Genomic DNA, 14894 nt, shown 5'->3' on the forward strand with positions numbered 1-14894 from the left:
CGTCAACAGCCCGGACACTGCCTGCTGTCATTCGAATCCGGTTGTGCGGTTAAAGCTGCTGCTTCCTGCAGCATGATTCTGTGGATCACCCGGTTGCATGCTTAGCGCGGGTCCGAAGGCGGATGTGCTTTCAGTAAATCGATAAAGTCCTGCAGGTATGGCGGCATATCCTGTTTAAGGGTAACAGCATGCCAGTGACGATTGGCCCATTCGACATTCAGCGAGCGCAATACCACATCCCCCGCATCTGACCAGCGTTTTACTGCCCAGCGGGCCATCAGCGTGATGCCCAGACTGGCACTGCACCATTCCAGAACGGCTTCGGTCAGGGGCATTTCGGTGACGTTAAGTTTGCTGATTTGCGCATCATTAAACATGGCGCGCAGTAAACGACTTTTGCCTGAGGGATACAGCAATAAATGCTGATCAAGCAATTGTGCAGGCTGAACAGAATCTGACCGGGCTAATGCATGGTCCGGTGACATCACCACAACAATGTCATCGTTAAACAGAAGGTGGTTCGTGAATTTTCCAGCAGACGGTGACATCCGGATGGCAATGTCCAGTTCACCGGATTCTAATTGTTGGCAGAGGTTATTGCTGATTTCCGGCTGCAGCTGAATGCGCACATCAGGGTATTGCTGCTGATAAAGGGGAATAATCCGGGGCAGCCAATGGAATGACGTATAACATTCTGTCGCCAGGCGAATGCAGACATCATTGCCCCGTTTCAGATTATTTAAGTCGTCATGCATCGCGGTCAGCTCATCAAATATCGTCCCGGCCGCTTCCAGAACCCGCTGTCCGGCAGGAGTGATCACCATTTTCTTTCCGTGGCGATAAAACAGACTGATAGCCAAGGTTTCTTCAAGCACTTTTAACTGATGGCTTAATGCTGACTGAGTGAGATGCAAGCCACTGGCGGCGGCAGAAAGGCTGCCGCTGCTGGCAATCGCCCGTATCAGGCGCAGATGGCGAATCTCAAGACGCTTGAGCAGAGATTCCATAGGGCTTGCCCCTCAATAAAACCAATTAAACAGATTCATCATTATTACAAAAACAATGAGATAGATTCACCAATTACTCAATTCTACACTGCCCGGGTACTGACCACTACCTGAGGAACTACCTATGTACGCACTGTATTATCAGCCTTTCGCCTGCTCCTATGCGGTTCATATCGCGCTGGAAAAAACCGGTCAGCCCTTTGAGTTGCATAAGGTGAATTTACGCAATGGCGAGCAGCAGTCAGAGGCTTTTCTGGCGCTGAACCCGCAGGGACAGGTGCCCGTGCTGCAATATGCTGACGAGACTCTCACCCAGGCCGGGGCCATTCTGTTGCGCTTGTCTGAACGGCATCCTGAGGCTGCGCTTATGCCAGAGCCTTCTTCACCGCTAAGAAGTACGGCGCTGCAAATGCTCTTTTATATATCGAGCACCCTGCACCCGGCTTTTTCGATGCTTTTTTACCCGGAGCGTATCGCCGCATCTGCCCGTGATGAGGTAAAAAGCAAAGCGCTGGAAAAAATTCAGCTGCAACTGAGCCACTTAGAAAGGCGGCTCGGGCAACATACCTATTGCGCCGGTGAGCAGGTATTTGCGCCGGACTACTTACTGCTGGCAATTTTAAACTGGTGCCGCCTGTTTCAGATTTCTCTCAGCTCCTTTCCCAACATTAAGCGGTTTCTGGCCGATATGAACGAAAGAGCCGAAGTGAAAAAAGCACTGGCGACGGAGCTGCAGGAAATGGCGGCTTAAACAAACCTATCCCCGGCTCCGCTTGAGGTGCTGTGCATAAACAGCATCTCGGCTGCCCGGCTACGGCACCCTTGCCCTGACCTTCCTTTACCCATAAGCCCGCAGCCCTGGGTTAGTATTCATATTTTCATTAATAGTGGAGTCAGAGATGAGCGGCAACCACATCCGCGTCTGGGATATTTTCGTGCGCCTGTTTCACTGGCTGCTGGTCGCGGTGATCGGTTTTGCCTGGTGGACTGGCGAACAGGGCGGCGACTGGATGGAGTGGCATAAACGCTGCGGCTATACCGTACTGGGGCTGGTGATCTTCCGGGTGCTCTGGGGTTTTGCCGGTACGGCCTATGCCCGCTTCAGCCATTTTATCTATTCCCCGAAAGCCACGTTCGCTTACCTTGCCGCCATGCTGAAAGGCCGTGAGCCTCTGTACCTGAGCCATAACCCGCTGGGTGGCTGGGCAGTCGTGGTGTTACTGCTGTGGTGTACTTTACAGGCCGGCACAGGCTTATTTGCCAACGACGATATCCTTACCGAAGGGCCGCTGGTGCATCTGGTTGGCTACGATCTGAGTATTGAGATTACCCGCTGGCATAAACTGCTGTTCGATGGTCTGCTGATCATCGTCGCGGTTCATATCGCCGCGGTGCTGTACCACCAGCTGCTGCGTAAAGAGCCGCTGCTGCAGGGCATGCTGACGGGCAATAAAGCGGCCGGTCATAGCCACAATCAGGCAGCCGACAGAGTGTCTGTGGCAGTAAGCGCTGGCTGGCTGAAAGGCCTTGCGCTGGCAGCGATTGCCGCCGCCAGCGTCTGGGGACTGATCAGTCTTTAAACGGCTCAGTCTTTGAACTTGTCGTGGCAGGACTTACAGGTCTTCGCCACGCTCATAAAGGCCGGGCGGATGGCGTTCATATCGCCGCTGGCGGCGGTTTCTGCCAGGGCTGCGGCGTTGGTTTCAAAGTCGGACATAATGCCGGCAAAGGTTTCCCAGTCTTTTTCAATCGCTGGTAAGGCATCGGTCGAGCCGCTGTAGCTGCCGTTGTAAGTACCGGCAATAAAACCTTCCAGTGGCATCTTGCTCAGCGCTGCCAGGTTATCAGCGCGGCGGGTAAATTCAGCCGCATTGAACTCCTGCTTGCCTTTCACCATGTCGCCCATCGGGCCGAAGTTCCACTTCACTGCCTTGTAGATACCCTGTCGGTATTCCACGGCGTCAGATGCTTTTACTTCAGCCAGGGTTGCTGCACTGATGGCCAGCAGTGTGGCAACGATTCCGGTACGTGTTATCAGGTTCATGCTTTTATCCTCTCAGCATTATCAGTTACCGCTGCAGTGTATCGGTCTGGCCGCCACAGGCTATAAACCATTACCAACCTTTACATTTCTATCAATAAGGCATTAGCCGGCCCACGCAGCAACCGTCATTACCGCTTTTAATCAGCGCCATCGGCAAAACTCATTATCCGGGTGGTTATGCCCGCGCCTATGCTAAAGGTTCAGGCTAAAGGTTCAGGCTAAAGGTTCAGGCTAAAGGTTCAGGCTAAAGGCTCAGACTGACGGCTCAGGGCTAAATGCACCGCGTGGCATTCACCGGAGAAATAGAGGACATCACGAATATGATTAAACAAGCGTTTATCAGTGTTTTCGCCCAGTTAGGCGCTCAGGCAGCGGCCGATTCCTGAGTTTCAGGAGCGGCAGCATCATCCTGCAGTAAGGTGGGGAGCAGAAAAGGCATCAGCGTCTGCGGCGCCAGATCCAGCAACAAACCCGGCAGGGTGACGGTGAGCGGTGGCAGCCAGCGTGGCGGGCTGTAAGCCAGTTCACATAACTGGCACTGCCCTTCACCGCCGTTACCCAGTCGCTCGGCCAGACTGTGTACGCTGCCCAGTACGATCAGGGCAAGACACAGAAGTAGCAGGGTGAAAGACGGGCGACGACGCATAGCACCTCCGCAGTGGTAACCGGTCAGAACAGAGCTAAAGAGAACATCTGTTCAATCCAGCTTAGCCGCATGGATATTGAAGTGCACCTCAATCGCCCGCTGCACATCACGAATGGTCGGTGTTTTTTCGGTATGCACCAGAATAATCAGCGACTGAGCATGCACGTGATGATCACCGTCGGGATGGGTAACCACCTCACCGTCTTTGGTCACATACGCCAGCGGAGTCCCCAGATTGGCCTGTACCACCGCATTCACCACATCGGCCCAGCGCTCGCCTTCCAGCCAGACCGGAAAACGCACCGGGTGATCGTCGGCATGGGTAAACATATCTTCAATCACCAGCTCCACGCCGGGTGCAACCATCGCCCGCACGATGATTTCCGGATAGGAGCGGATCGGGCGCAGCACGGTTTTAATCTGCAGCTTACGCAATCTGGCGCGGTTGCTGTCTTCCACACACTCAACAATAGTGATGTGGCCCAGGTGCAGCTCAAACAGGCGGTAAGCAATATCGAAGGTGTAAGAATCACTGTCGGCGGAATATTCGTCACGCGCCAGCACCACAATATGGCTGGCACGCTCTGCCCCGGCACGTTTTAAATCCTCCGGCCGGCTGGCCAGCCCGGTGGTATGAACGACCCCCAGCTGACGCAGGCTGTCGGGCAAACCATCGGGGAAATCGTCATTCAGCAGCTGGATCGGCGTATCGCGGTATTCGTCGCTTTCACGAATCTGCATGATCATGCGCTGAAAATAGGCTTCGCGGTTATATTTGGGCGAATTAATAATGAGAATATGATCGGCCATGTTCCAGTCCCAGTGTCCGGTGCGGATACGTTCCCGCCGCGCAATGCGGAAATCCACATAATCGCTGATTAAAAAAGTCATAAGTGTGATGCCGCAGATAAACATCAGCAGCATGGTGGCGGCCTGACCGGCCGGGGTAGAGGCAGATACATCACCATAGCCCACAGTAGTAAGCGTGGTCATGGTCAGCCAGATGGCGTGCCAGAGCGCCATTTCCTCCAGCCACACCATGGCCGCCACGTGCAGCGCCGCAAAGCCCAGCAGCACCAGCGCCGAGCGGATCACCGAGCGGCGGATATTGGTATCAGTCTGATACACCGCATGCCGCACACGGCGGTGATGATGGATAAAACGGGTTACTTTATTCATGCCCGCATCATAGCCCGGCCCCAGCGCATCCCCAAGCCATCAGTACCTGAAAAATATGCCGTAATCCGCTACACTCGCGCTATTTCTTACCGCGAGAGTCAGCTTATGGGTTACCACATTTACGGCATCGGCAATGCACTGGTCGATAAAGAGTTTGAAGTCGGCGATGAGTTTTTCGCCAAGGCCGGTATTCAGAAAGGCATGATGACCTTAATCGATGAACAGCAACTGGCCAGCATGCTGGAAACCCTGAGCACGGATTACGGCCTGAAAAAACGCGCCTGTGGTGGCAGTGCTGCCAACACTATTATTGGTGCCAGTTATTTCGGTGCGAAAACCTTTTATACCTGTAACGTAGCCGCTGACGAAGCCGGTGATTTTTACGTGGCCGATTTAAAAGCTGCCGGTGTCGATACCAATATTGGCGGCGAGCGCGATCAGGGTGTAACCGGTAAGTGTCTGGTGATGGTAACGCCGGATGCCGAACGCACCATGAATACCTATCTGGGAATTACCAGCGACCTGCACGAAAAGCACATCCACGAAGATGCTCTCGCACAATCGGATTATGTGTATATTGAAGGCTATCTGGTGACCTCCGACACCTCCCGCGCTGCGGCCGTACGCGTACGCGAACTGGCACGCAAACACGGAGTAAAAGTGGCGATGACTTTCTCCGATCCGGCGATGGTGCAGTTCTTTAAAGACGGCTTGCTGGAAATGCTGGGCGACGGCGTCGACCTGCTGTTCTGTAACGAACAGGAAGCCAAGCTGCTGGCCGATACTGACGATCTGAATATCGCCATCGATGTGATTAAACAACACGCCAAAACCTTCGCCATTACCCTCGGTGCCGAAGGCGCACTGGCGTTTGATGGCGAAACCCTGCATAAAATTGCGCCGCACAGCGTAACCGCCGTCGACAGTAACGGTGCCGGCGATATGTTTGCCGGCGCTTTCCTTTATGCCATTACTCAGGACTATGGTTTTGATGTTGCCGGACGTCTGGCATCCGCCGCTTCGGCTCAGGTTGTCAGCCAGTTTGGTCCGCGTCTGGATGCCGAACAGCACGCGCCGTTAAAAGCGCATCTGCAGGGCTAGGACCTGTCGACACTAATTAAACAGGCCCTAAGAGAAACGACGGGCGCACAGCCTTTACCTGATGTGGGCAGCCGATAAACACGGCCTGCCCGCTTCTCTTTCTTCAGTTCCTTATCCCCTGCGCCGATCCATCAGAAACCGCCGGTCAATCCCGCCCCACCGCGTTATCCAAACAGGATATACCCACAATGATCCGGCCTGCGCTATTGAAGATGCCAGCCGTCCACATAAAATCAAAAATAACTGGTGGCCCCGAAGCTGGGCTTGGTTATGCAGGATTGCTGGTGCTTGTATCATCGGGATAAGAGGGTTGGTGGTACTTTTTGCGGGCAGTCGGGTCATCGGTTTCTTTTAACGCTATTCGATACTGGTGCTTAGATGAATATTGAAAACTATGAGGAACTCATTCTGGCTGCCATGAGCCAGCAGGAGCCACAACGCCTGCTGTTTGTTCTGGCAAAATCAGAGTTGCCCGAGGGATACACAGAAGAGCAGCAGGAACGCTTTGAAAATGGTGAAGGCGGTGTGCTCAGCCCGGTGTTATGCGTTGATAAACTTCCTGGCGAAGTGATGCACTTTCATGAGCTGGTCAGCGAATCGGAAAAAACCGGACAGCAGTGGGACGTGGCATTTATCAGTGCCATGTCTGGCCATGACGGCTTTCCGCCACAACCGGAAGAGGCTGACCAGTACCTGCAGCTTATGGTGAATAAGATCAACGCCGGCATGATATCCGAATACCTGACGTTCAACCGTAGTGGTGAACTGATCGCCCTTTACTGATTTGCCCTTTGCTGATTTATAGCGACTTCTGGCTCTGTTTATGAATGCGGCTGATTAATTTCATAACCGGGGCCGGAATTCTCCCCATCAGTTCCAGACTGTCGATAAAGTTTTTCAGATACAGCCCGAGCTCGGTGTTACCTGTTATTAACAGCCGACGCTGGAAAAACAGCGTATCCGGATCCACTTCGTTATGCAGCATTTCCAGCAACGATTGCTGATCTGTGCGCAGAGTAACCTCTGAGATCTGCGCCGGGATCATCACTTTGATTCTTTTATCATAAGCCGTAACGGTAAATGAGAAGTTCAGATCACGGATATTAACCGTCGCCAGCTTGCGCTCAAGAAAATCAAGTTCTCCGGCAGACAGCTCTTTTCCAAGAAGATGATTAAGTGCAGATGCGATTACCTGCTCAAGAATAAAATCGGGCGTATAACGGGTTATTTTCTCAGGTAGTTTTACCAGCCTGTCACCTGCGGCCCTATGAAATTTCCGGGAAAGCATAACTAACCTTCACACCCCAGCACCTGTATTTCCGCCAGAATAAAAAATTCTTAAGCCAATGAGCAAAGCCCATTAATGGGTAGTTCAAACCTACCTATTCGTGGGCTTAGCGGCGGTCACCTGATTTCATTAACATATCAATAGTGTCTTAGGTCCTATCATGGCGGAAATACTATGGAATTGCTTTGCCCTGCGGGAAGCCTTCCTGCCTTAAAAGCGGCAATAAACCAGGGTGCTGATGCGGTATATGTTGGCCTTCGGGGAGATACCAATGCCCGCCACTTCGCCGGCCTGAACCTGGCAGGTTCAGGGTTAGATGAAGCCGTTGCTTATACGCACAAACATGGGCGGAAAATCCATGTTGCCATCAATACATTTGCGCATACAGACGGCTGGGAGCGCTGGCAGAAATCCGTTGATACTGCAGTAAGAGCCGGGGCTGATGTCCTGATTCTTGCCGATATATCGCTGCTGGCATACGCACATGACCGTTATCCAAAAGTTGAAAAGCATCTGTCCGTTCAGGCTTCTGCAACCAATCCTGCCGCTATTGATTTTTACCGCAATCTGGGAATCTCTCGTGTGGTACTGCCGCGGGTATTATCGATGCAGCAGGTAAAATCATTAGCGCGGATTTCAGATATGCCGCTGGAGGTTTTTGCATTCGGCAGCCTCTGCATTATGGCTGAAGGCCGCTGCTATCTCAGCTCTTATATGACCGGTGAATCACCGAATACTGCTGGCGTCTGCTCTCCGGCTGCCTATGTCCGCTGGGATGAGAAAGCAGACGGATCGCTGGAGTCGCGCCTCAACGGCGTCATGATTGATCGCTTTAATGCTGATGAAAATGCCGGCTATCCCACATTGTGCAAAGGACGCTTTCAGGTCGGAAACGATTTGTACAATGTGCTTGAAGAGCCAACAAGCCTGAATACTCTGGAACTGCTACCGGAATTATTCAATGAAGGCATTGCCTCGCTGAAAATCGAAGGGCGCCAGCGCAGCCCTGCCTACGTGGAAAAAATTACCCGGGTATGGCGCCAGGCAATTGATGCCGTTCAGGAAGATCCGCAACGATTCCGGGTAAAGGATGAATGGAATCAGGTTCTGAATTCATTATCGGAAGGCAGCCAGACCACACTTGGCGCTTACCACCGGAAATGGAAATAAATAATGAAATTTTCTCTCGGTGCAATTCAGTATTACTGGCCTAAAAATACCGTTCTGAAGTTTTATGACGGTGTGGCCGCCTCTGATATCGACATTGTTTATCTTGGCGAAACGGTCTGCAGCAAACGCAGGGAACTGAACTTACAGGATTATCTGGATATAGCATTTAAATTGCGGGAGGCAGGAAAGCAGGTCTGCCTGTCGACAATGACCCTGCTTGAGAGCCCGGCCTTACTGCGGGAAATGGCACGTTATATTGATAACGGTGAATTTGTTATTGAAGCCAATGATATTGGCGCCGTGCAGCTTGCGCAGGAAAGAAACCTGCCGTTTATCGCCGGCCCGGCAATCAACTGTTACAACCAGCACACGCTGAAATATCTGGTAAATTCCGGCCTGAAACGCTGGGTAATGCCTGTGGAGCTTTCCCGTGACTGGCTGAAAACATTGCTCGAACAGGAAGTCGTGCGTGATATCCGCAGTTGTTTTGAAACAGAAGTGTTTGCTTTTGGTCATCTGCCTCTGGCCTGGTCAGCCCGCTGCTTTACTGCACGCTCAGAAGACCGGCAAAAGGATCAGTGCGAACTGTGCTGCATTAATTATCCCAAAGGCAGGGAGGTACACAGTCAGGATGGAAAACAGGTATTTGTTTTAAATGGTATCCAGACCCAGTCAGGCCAGCGTTACAACCTGATCAATGATTTACCTTCCATGCACCGGCTGGTCGATATTGTCCGCCTGAGTCCGGAACCGGAAGGCACTCTGGATTGGCTGGACCGTTTCCGGGAAAACATCCGCGGTAAGCATCCGGTCAAACTCGCAGCAGGAGACAGCAATGGTTATTGGAATCGCCTTGCCGGAATGCTGACGGTTGAAACCTGAGTCAGCACCTGTGCCAATATCTCAGAATGAGTATCTGACATACCTATCTGGTGGGGGCGGAGTATCTCTGCAGCCGAATTGTTTTTGCCCTTAATTCTGTCATCGTAGCCTATTCTATATGGCTTAGTGGCAGGACTTTATATGCCGAATCTGACAGGCTGGAAGCCGGACGATACGGATTTCTGGAAAAATACAGGCAACCGTTATGTACGCCACCTGCCGGTTCTGCAATTAATTCTGTTACTTGCCGGTTCGTCCGTATGGATGGGCTGGTCAGTACTCTCGGCCCTGATGGCCGACAGCAGTTGGGGTTTCAGCCCGCAAGAGCTTTTTTCGCTGATTTATATCGCAGGCTTTTCTGGCGCAGCGCTGCGTCTGTGTGGCAGATTTCTGGTATTTCAGCTGGGTACCCGGGCCGTAATCTGGTCAGGAATTATTGGAATATGGATTTCGCTGATTGCCATATTCTGGGTCTTTAAAGAATCAGACACGCCTCTTTGGGCATTCAGAATAGCGGCAGCCTGCTGTGGCTTTGGCGCTGTTATCCTGCCCCAGATCACCAGCATCAACCGCTATATTTATCCGCGCCGTATGCGTTTTATTTCCCAGGAAATGCCCATTGGACTGGGTGATGCCGGGCTGATTCTGATTATGGTAATGATCCCGACGATCATCTATTGGAATCCACCACTAAAAAATATTTTTACCGAATACGTTCTTATTCATGACAGCAGCAACCTGATCGGTGTCATCCATGAAGGCCACGGGCTTTGGTTTCAGTGGTTAATACTTCCAATTGCCGGAATGTGTCTTTTTGCCGCCTGGCTGAACCGCTTTTCACCGGCAGTTAATATACAGAATATGATGCTGACCCGGTCGGCCAGTATCTCTTCCTGGGGGCGTTCCTGGTTGCTGCTTCTGCTGGTCATATTGGCCAGCATCGGCATCCCCTATATGTCGAATAACAGCATGATTACCGGCGCCTTTCCTGCCGTCAGGGAAATGAGCATTTTTATCGTTATTTTCCTCGTGATTTTTGCCATGCAGAATCTTGCGGGCAATCAGATATTTGCAGAGCAGCAACTGAAAGCCCTGGCTAATCGTGAAGTCCATATACTGGCGCTGATGTACCTGATGGGCCATGGTTCTTTTCTTGGATTATCCGTCAGCCTGCCTCTTCTGACAGACCTGATATTTTCCTATATTCCAACCGATGGACATATCGGCAGCCGGATCAATCCTGCCGCCCCATCCATCCTGTCCTACTGCTGGATAGGCCCTCTGTTAGGGCTTTCGGCCAGAGCTGCGGGAAGCTGGATGTCTAAACACATCAATCCGGGAAAGATTCATCAGGTGGCACTGTTTGCGCTTTTTCTTAGTACCGTCGGCATGGCTTTGACCATAACATCAGCACTCTCTTCATCGAATCCGGAATTCTATTTCTTTCGTTTTTACATGATTACCCTGTTATTTTTCATTGCTTCTGGCATGTCATCCGGAAGCATTACCAGCCTGGCTATTAAGAAGATTCCTGCGAATTACGCCGACCACAGCCTGATATGGATAATCAGTATATCGTCCTTCGGGTTTTTCTATATTCCTGCATTGTTTGCTGATCACTGGCAAAGTGCCGGGCCGGCGGCGGTGTTATCCGGCCTGTCTATTTTTTACCTGACAGGGATGATCATTAACTGGTTTTTTTACTGGCGAAAGGGAGAGGAATCACTCAGCTGAATGACAAGATACAGAATCAGGAATGAATATCGGGGATAATTTTACTTTCTATATGGTTTACCAGATCAAGCAGAACATCGTCGCCATACTCTTCATCCTGACGTTTTTTTAAGCCATATTCAGAAAGCAACAGATGATGACTCTCGGTGACATCAATACTGTTAAGACTACGCTGTACGCAGCGCAGCGGACACCCATCAATTGCCAGAACCGGACGACCCGACTGAGCCAGCCGGATAATAGGTTTAACCTGGCCACCGATACCGGCTATACAGGACATTTCTGCAACACCTGAACGATCCAGATGAACGGCAATCCGGTTGGCAAGCTGTGCCACCTGAGAACAGCCAGAGCAAGAATAAACCAGTGGTTTTTCCGGATCTTTCATAAGAATTCTCCACTGAAAAAATCTGTATACCAGAGTTTTATTTCCAATAAACAGCTGCGTTTTCTAGTAAAAACGGGGATTAATTACGGGGAAGTTTTAATATATCACGCCGGATATTTTTTACTATCAATCTGTTCAGAATAGATGTCGGTCTTATGCGGAAAAGGTGAGGAGCCTGTGAATAATCCGGTACGGATATGATCCGTTATTCAGAGGCTCACTCTTTGGGTATCAGCCATAGTAAAGGCCATTCCCCCTAGCAGGCTGTTGATTTTCTATCTGCTTTGCCACTGCAGTGTTAAAAACCGACTCAAAATGCTCATTTACGACCTGTAAACTGCGCTTTTTCGCCGGTTTTTGCCTTGCATTGACTACCTCAAAAACGAAAATAAACAACCTGACAAGCCTGTTACTTGGCTTTCTGCTGACTGTAATAGGCAGCAAGGTTAGCAATATCCTGATCACTCAGACCTTTTGCCATTGGCGCCATAATGGCTGCATTGCCTCCGGTTCTCTGGCCATCGCGATAAGCCTTGAGTGCATTTTCAAGATAGGCCGCATGCTGTCCGGCCAGTTTTGGATACATTGGGACCATGCTGTTACCATCAGCATTATGGCAGGCTGTGCAAATTCCTGATTTTGCCTGTCCGGCAGCTGCATCGCCGGCCGCCATGCTGGCAGAACTGAATGCCATAGTAACAATGGCGCTTGCCAGAAGTATTTTTTTCATCATCAATCTCCTTAAGGTTGCCCTGAGGCTTATAGCTGCCAGATGGCAGTCAATGTGACTGCAGAAATGGTTATTATTAACCACCCATACAGAATTCTTTGTAAGAAGAGCGGAGCCTGCTTCATCTCCATAAAATACCGGATGATCCAGATACCTTTTATCAGAGCTGCAAACCAGGCTGCAACCGCTAACAGAATCAGATGCTCCGGCTTGCGGAGAACAACAGCCAGTGTCAGCAACAGCATTAACAACCACAAAGTCTTTAATGACGTTCCTGCCATACTGCTCATAGCATCATCCTGTTTCATCTTAGTACATAAAGCGCCGGGAAAAGAACGATCCACACCAGGTCAACCATATGCCAGTAAGAGGCTGCACTTTCCGCCGCTTTTAGTTTCTGCTCATCGTCCGAGTCTGTCTTTTTCAGCCAGTGGCCGAGAATAATAAGAATCATCATTCCGGCAAGCACATGGAGAAAATGAAAGAACGTCGTGAAAAAATAAAACCCGAAGAATATATCGTAGTGCAACGAGTACCCATTGCTATAGAGTGTTTGATATTCACTCACTTTACTAATGACATAGATCATTCCACAGCCGGATGCCGCGAAAAAATAACGCGCATAGCCATCGCCCTGAATGCGGAGCTTATTAACGCCTGTTGCCACCAGGTAACTGCCCGTCAGCAATGCCATCGTATTAATCACCCCGGCATAAACATGCAGCTCCTGCAGACCGGCCTGAAACATCTCCGGCTGCCGGAGGCGAACCAGAGAGAAGCCGGCAATCAACAGGCCAAAAACAGCCAGTTCAGCACAAAGAAAAAACCACAGGGCAATATCACCCGGTATCTTGTCTTTTCCGCTCAGAGTCAGCGGGCTGTTCATATGTTCAGTCCGGTCAGATTAAGATAGAGCTTCGGCAGTATCCGTGGCAGCTGATCCGCACGGTTAATACAGAAGTACCCCTGATGACCAAACACATAAGGAACATAATCAGCACTGTTCTGATCAATGGTGACACAGTGGGTTGTTACCCCTGCACGGTGAGCCTCGGTGATCGATACCCGGGTATCTTCAAGGCCATAACGACCTTCATACAGATCCAGATCATTAGGCTTACCGTCGGTCAGTATCAGCAGCAGGCGCTTTTCTGCCGGATGGTCATTAAGGATATCGGTTGCCTGGCGGATAGCCGCTCCCATGCGCGTGTAGTAGCCGGGCGTTAAGGCTTTAATCCGGCCGTGAACATTTTCACCCCAGTGTTCATTAAAGTTTTTGATCATATTAATCCGCACGTGATCGCGCCGGCGTGATGAAAAGCCATACATAGAAAAGCGATCACCGCTGGCATCCAGTGCCTCCCCCAATAAATGCAGACTGTCGCGGATAACATCGATAACCTGCTTATCATTGTTGGCCCAGGCGTCGGTCGACAGCGACAGATCAGCGAGAACAAGACAGGCCAGATCACGGTTCTGACGACGCTGCTGCCGCCATACCGGCGCCACGCTTTCGGCGTGTCCCTGCAGCCGGCTGGTGCAGTGATCGATCGCAGCATTTATATCCAGCTGCTGCCCCTGAACCTGCCGCCGCAGTTGCACCGGCTGAGTGTTAAAGCAGGCAAACTGCCGGCGCAGACGCTGCGCAGTCTGCTTAAGCTCATCTGGTAAAGGGGCTGGCTCAGCACCGCGTGGCAGCATCGGAATAACCCGGCAGTAATCCTCACGTAAACACTGCTGGCGGTAATCCCACTCCGGATAAGACAGGCCGGAGCCCAGCGGTATGTCATCCTCCGCCGCGCTGGGCAGATCCAGATCGAGACGTATTTTTGAAGCCTGACTGCCACGGGTCCGCGATAGCGTAATCAGATCAAGATCTTCTGCTATTTTTCCGGCATCCGCGTCGTCTGCATCATCTGCGGTACGGTCAACAGGAATAAATTCCGACCACGACAATAAGCTTTCCAGACGAAATAACAGCAGGCCATTACGGCCATCAGGATCATCGGCAAATTCGGCCTGGCGGCGGATATTTGCCGTGCTTTTCTGTTGCACCTCAGACGCTGCGGGCTCCTGTACATCGCCACTGCGCTGAAGCGGAGCCAGATTTCTGCCCGGATATAACCACAGGGGCACAGGATCAGGATCTCCCGGCCCGTCAGGCAGCGCAGTAACAGATCCCGGCTCCTTCAGAGCAGCACGCAATGCCATCTCTCTGGGCAGAGCCGCAGCACTGAGCTTCAGCCGTAAATCTCTCTGTTGCAGCTCGGCCTCAACCAGACGCCGGTAGACAGGGACCAGACCGGGATAGCGTTGCAAACAATGCTGCACGCTATGCTGATTATCAACAAACCACGGGGCAGAGCCGGCAGCTGCCGGAAGCGTGCAGGATGCCAATGCCGCCAGCCACAGATACAGGTCAGCATTCAGCGTCCGCTGCGGATAAAAGTCGATATGATCCGGCAGATATAAATGATTCTGATCACGCCACGCCAGCGCCTGACGCAGACCGGAACCTGCGACCTTCTGCAACCACGAGCGCGACGCTTTAACCCGTTGCTCAGCAGCAACCGAGAGACGCAACCCGGCATCGCCGCCCAGCGCCCTGAATATCATCGCCAGTGTTTTCTGTTCATCGCTGAGCAACACCGCCGCATCCGGATAAGTACGGACAGCCACGCGGGTAATAAAATGATGCCAGCGGATACCAACAGCTTCTTCCATC

Annotated in this window: 17 protein-coding genes; 7 read left to right on the forward strand and 10 right to left on the reverse strand. The window is 51.6% G+C overall.

All coding sequences use genetic code 11. The features are described from left to right. Positions 1–101: 101 nt before the first annotated feature. Positions 102–1007: a LysR family transcriptional regulator gene (locus MT343_RS17505; RefSeq protein ID WP_145468051.1), complete on the reverse strand. Its 906-nt coding sequence runs from the start codon at positions 1005–1007 to the stop codon at positions 102–104. A gap of 124 nt (positions 1008–1131) precedes the next feature. On the opposite strand from MT343_RS17505, the gene MT343_RS17510 reads away from it, so the two are divergent. Continuing rightward, entirely contained in the window at positions 1132–1758 is a 627-nt protein-coding gene (locus tag MT343_RS17510; RefSeq protein ID WP_145468049.1) for a glutathione S-transferase family protein, read from the forward strand. 148 nt (positions 1759–1906) lie between these two features. Continuing rightward, the gene (locus tag MT343_RS17515; protein ID WP_145468047.1) at positions 1907–2587 is read left to right on the forward strand and encodes a cytochrome b/b6 domain-containing protein; all 681 of its coding nucleotides are present in this window, start codon (positions 1907–1909) and stop codon (positions 2585–2587) included. A 5-nt stretch (positions 2588–2592) separates the two neighbouring features. Here MT343_RS17515 and MT343_RS17520 read toward each other — a convergent pair whose 3' ends face one another. The 3 genes from MT343_RS17520 to MT343_RS17530 all read right to left on the reverse strand — a co-directional run bounded on the left by MT343_RS17520 (position 2593) and on the right by MT343_RS17530 (position 4876). After that, positions 2593–3051, reverse strand: coding sequence for a c-type cytochrome (locus tag MT343_RS17520; RefSeq protein WP_145468044.1), 459 nt, complete (start codon positions 3049–3051; stop codon positions 2593–2595). 364 nt (positions 3052–3415) lie between these two features. Further along, complete coding sequence (locus tag MT343_RS17525; RefSeq protein ID WP_145468042.1) at positions 3416–3697, reverse strand: hypothetical protein; 282 nt, start codon at positions 3695–3697, stop codon at positions 3416–3418. A 51-nt stretch (positions 3698–3748) separates the two neighbouring features. Next, the gene (locus MT343_RS17530) at positions 3749–4876 is read right to left on the reverse strand and encodes a potassium channel family protein (protein WP_145468040.1); all 1128 of its coding nucleotides are present in this window, start codon (positions 4874–4876) and stop codon (positions 3749–3751) included. Between the two features lie 105 nt (positions 4877–4981). On the opposite strand from MT343_RS17530, the gene MT343_RS17535 reads away from it, so the two are divergent. Further along, complete coding sequence (locus tag MT343_RS17535; protein ID WP_145468038.1) at positions 4982–5977, forward strand: adenosine kinase; 996 nt, start codon at positions 4982–4984, stop codon at positions 5975–5977. A gap of 378 nt (positions 5978–6355) precedes the next feature. Then, a complete protein-coding gene (locus MT343_RS17540) occupies positions 6356–6760 on the forward strand; it encodes a ribonucleotide reductase subunit alpha (RefSeq protein ID WP_145468036.1) in 405 nt (134 codons plus the stop codon). 16 nt (positions 6761–6776) lie between these two features. Here the strand turns inward: MT343_RS17540 and ubiT are convergent, their stop codons facing one another. Further along, positions 6777–7265, reverse strand: a complete 489-nt coding sequence (gene ubiT, locus MT343_RS17550; RefSeq protein WP_145468035.1) for a ubiquinone anaerobic biosynthesis accessory factor UbiT — start codon at positions 7263–7265, stop codon at positions 6777–6779. A gap of 174 nt (positions 7266–7439) precedes the next feature. Here ubiT and ubiU point away from each other — a divergent pair, with 174 nt between their 5' ends. The 3 genes from ubiU (at position 7440) to MT343_RS17565 (ending at position 11051) form a co-directional block, all read left to right on the forward strand. Further along, positions 7440–8435 carry a ubiquinone anaerobic biosynthesis protein UbiU gene (gene ubiU / locus MT343_RS17555; RefSeq protein WP_145468033.1) on the forward strand — a complete coding sequence of 332 codons (996 nt, stop codon included), beginning with the start codon at positions 7440–7442 and terminating at the stop codon, positions 8433–8435. A 3-nt stretch (positions 8436–8438) separates the two neighbouring features. After that, complete coding sequence (locus MT343_RS17560) at positions 8439–9317, forward strand: U32 family peptidase (RefSeq protein WP_145468031.1); 879 nt, start codon at positions 8439–8441, stop codon at positions 9315–9317. 264 nt (positions 9318–9581) lie between these two features. Further along, positions 9582–11051, forward strand: coding sequence for a hypothetical protein (locus MT343_RS17565; protein WP_145468029.1), 1470 nt, complete (start codon positions 9582–9584; stop codon positions 11049–11051). 16 nt (positions 11052–11067) lie between these two features. On the opposite strand, the gene MT343_RS17570 is transcribed toward MT343_RS17565, so the two are convergent. The 5 genes from MT343_RS17570 to MT343_RS17590 form a co-directional block, all read right to left on the reverse strand. Next, a complete protein-coding gene (locus tag MT343_RS17570; protein ID WP_145468027.1) occupies positions 11068–11439 on the reverse strand; it encodes a putative zinc-binding protein in 372 nt (123 codons plus the stop codon). 409 nt (positions 11440–11848) lie between these two features. After that, on the reverse strand, positions 11849–12169 hold the full coding sequence (locus MT343_RS17575; protein ID WP_145468025.1) for a c-type cytochrome: 321 nt from the start codon (positions 12167–12169) through the stop codon (positions 11849–11851). Between the two features lie 29 nt (positions 12170–12198). After that, complete coding sequence (locus MT343_RS17580; RefSeq protein WP_145468023.1) at positions 12199–12459, reverse strand: cytochrome C oxidase subunit IV family protein; 261 nt, start codon at positions 12457–12459, stop codon at positions 12199–12201. Positions 12460–12473: 14 nt separating this feature from the next. Continuing rightward, entirely contained in the window at positions 12474–13055 is a 582-nt protein-coding gene (locus MT343_RS17585; protein WP_145468021.1) for a cytochrome c oxidase subunit 3, read from the reverse strand. Beyond that, the gene (locus MT343_RS17590) at positions 13052–14893 is read right to left on the reverse strand and encodes a nitric oxide reductase activation protein NorD (protein ID WP_145468019.1); all 1842 of its coding nucleotides are present in this window, start codon (positions 14891–14893) and stop codon (positions 13052–13054) included. Before MT343_RS17590 ends, MT343_RS17585 begins: the two co-directional genes overlap by 4 nt. Position 14894: the final 1 nt, after the last annotated feature.

It is taken from the genome of Venatorbacter sp. C2-1 (genome assembly GCF_022832715.1).
GTDB classification, from domain to species: Bacteria; Pseudomonadota; Gammaproteobacteria; order Pseudomonadales; family Oceanobacteraceae; genus Venatoribacter; species Venatoribacter alkanivorans.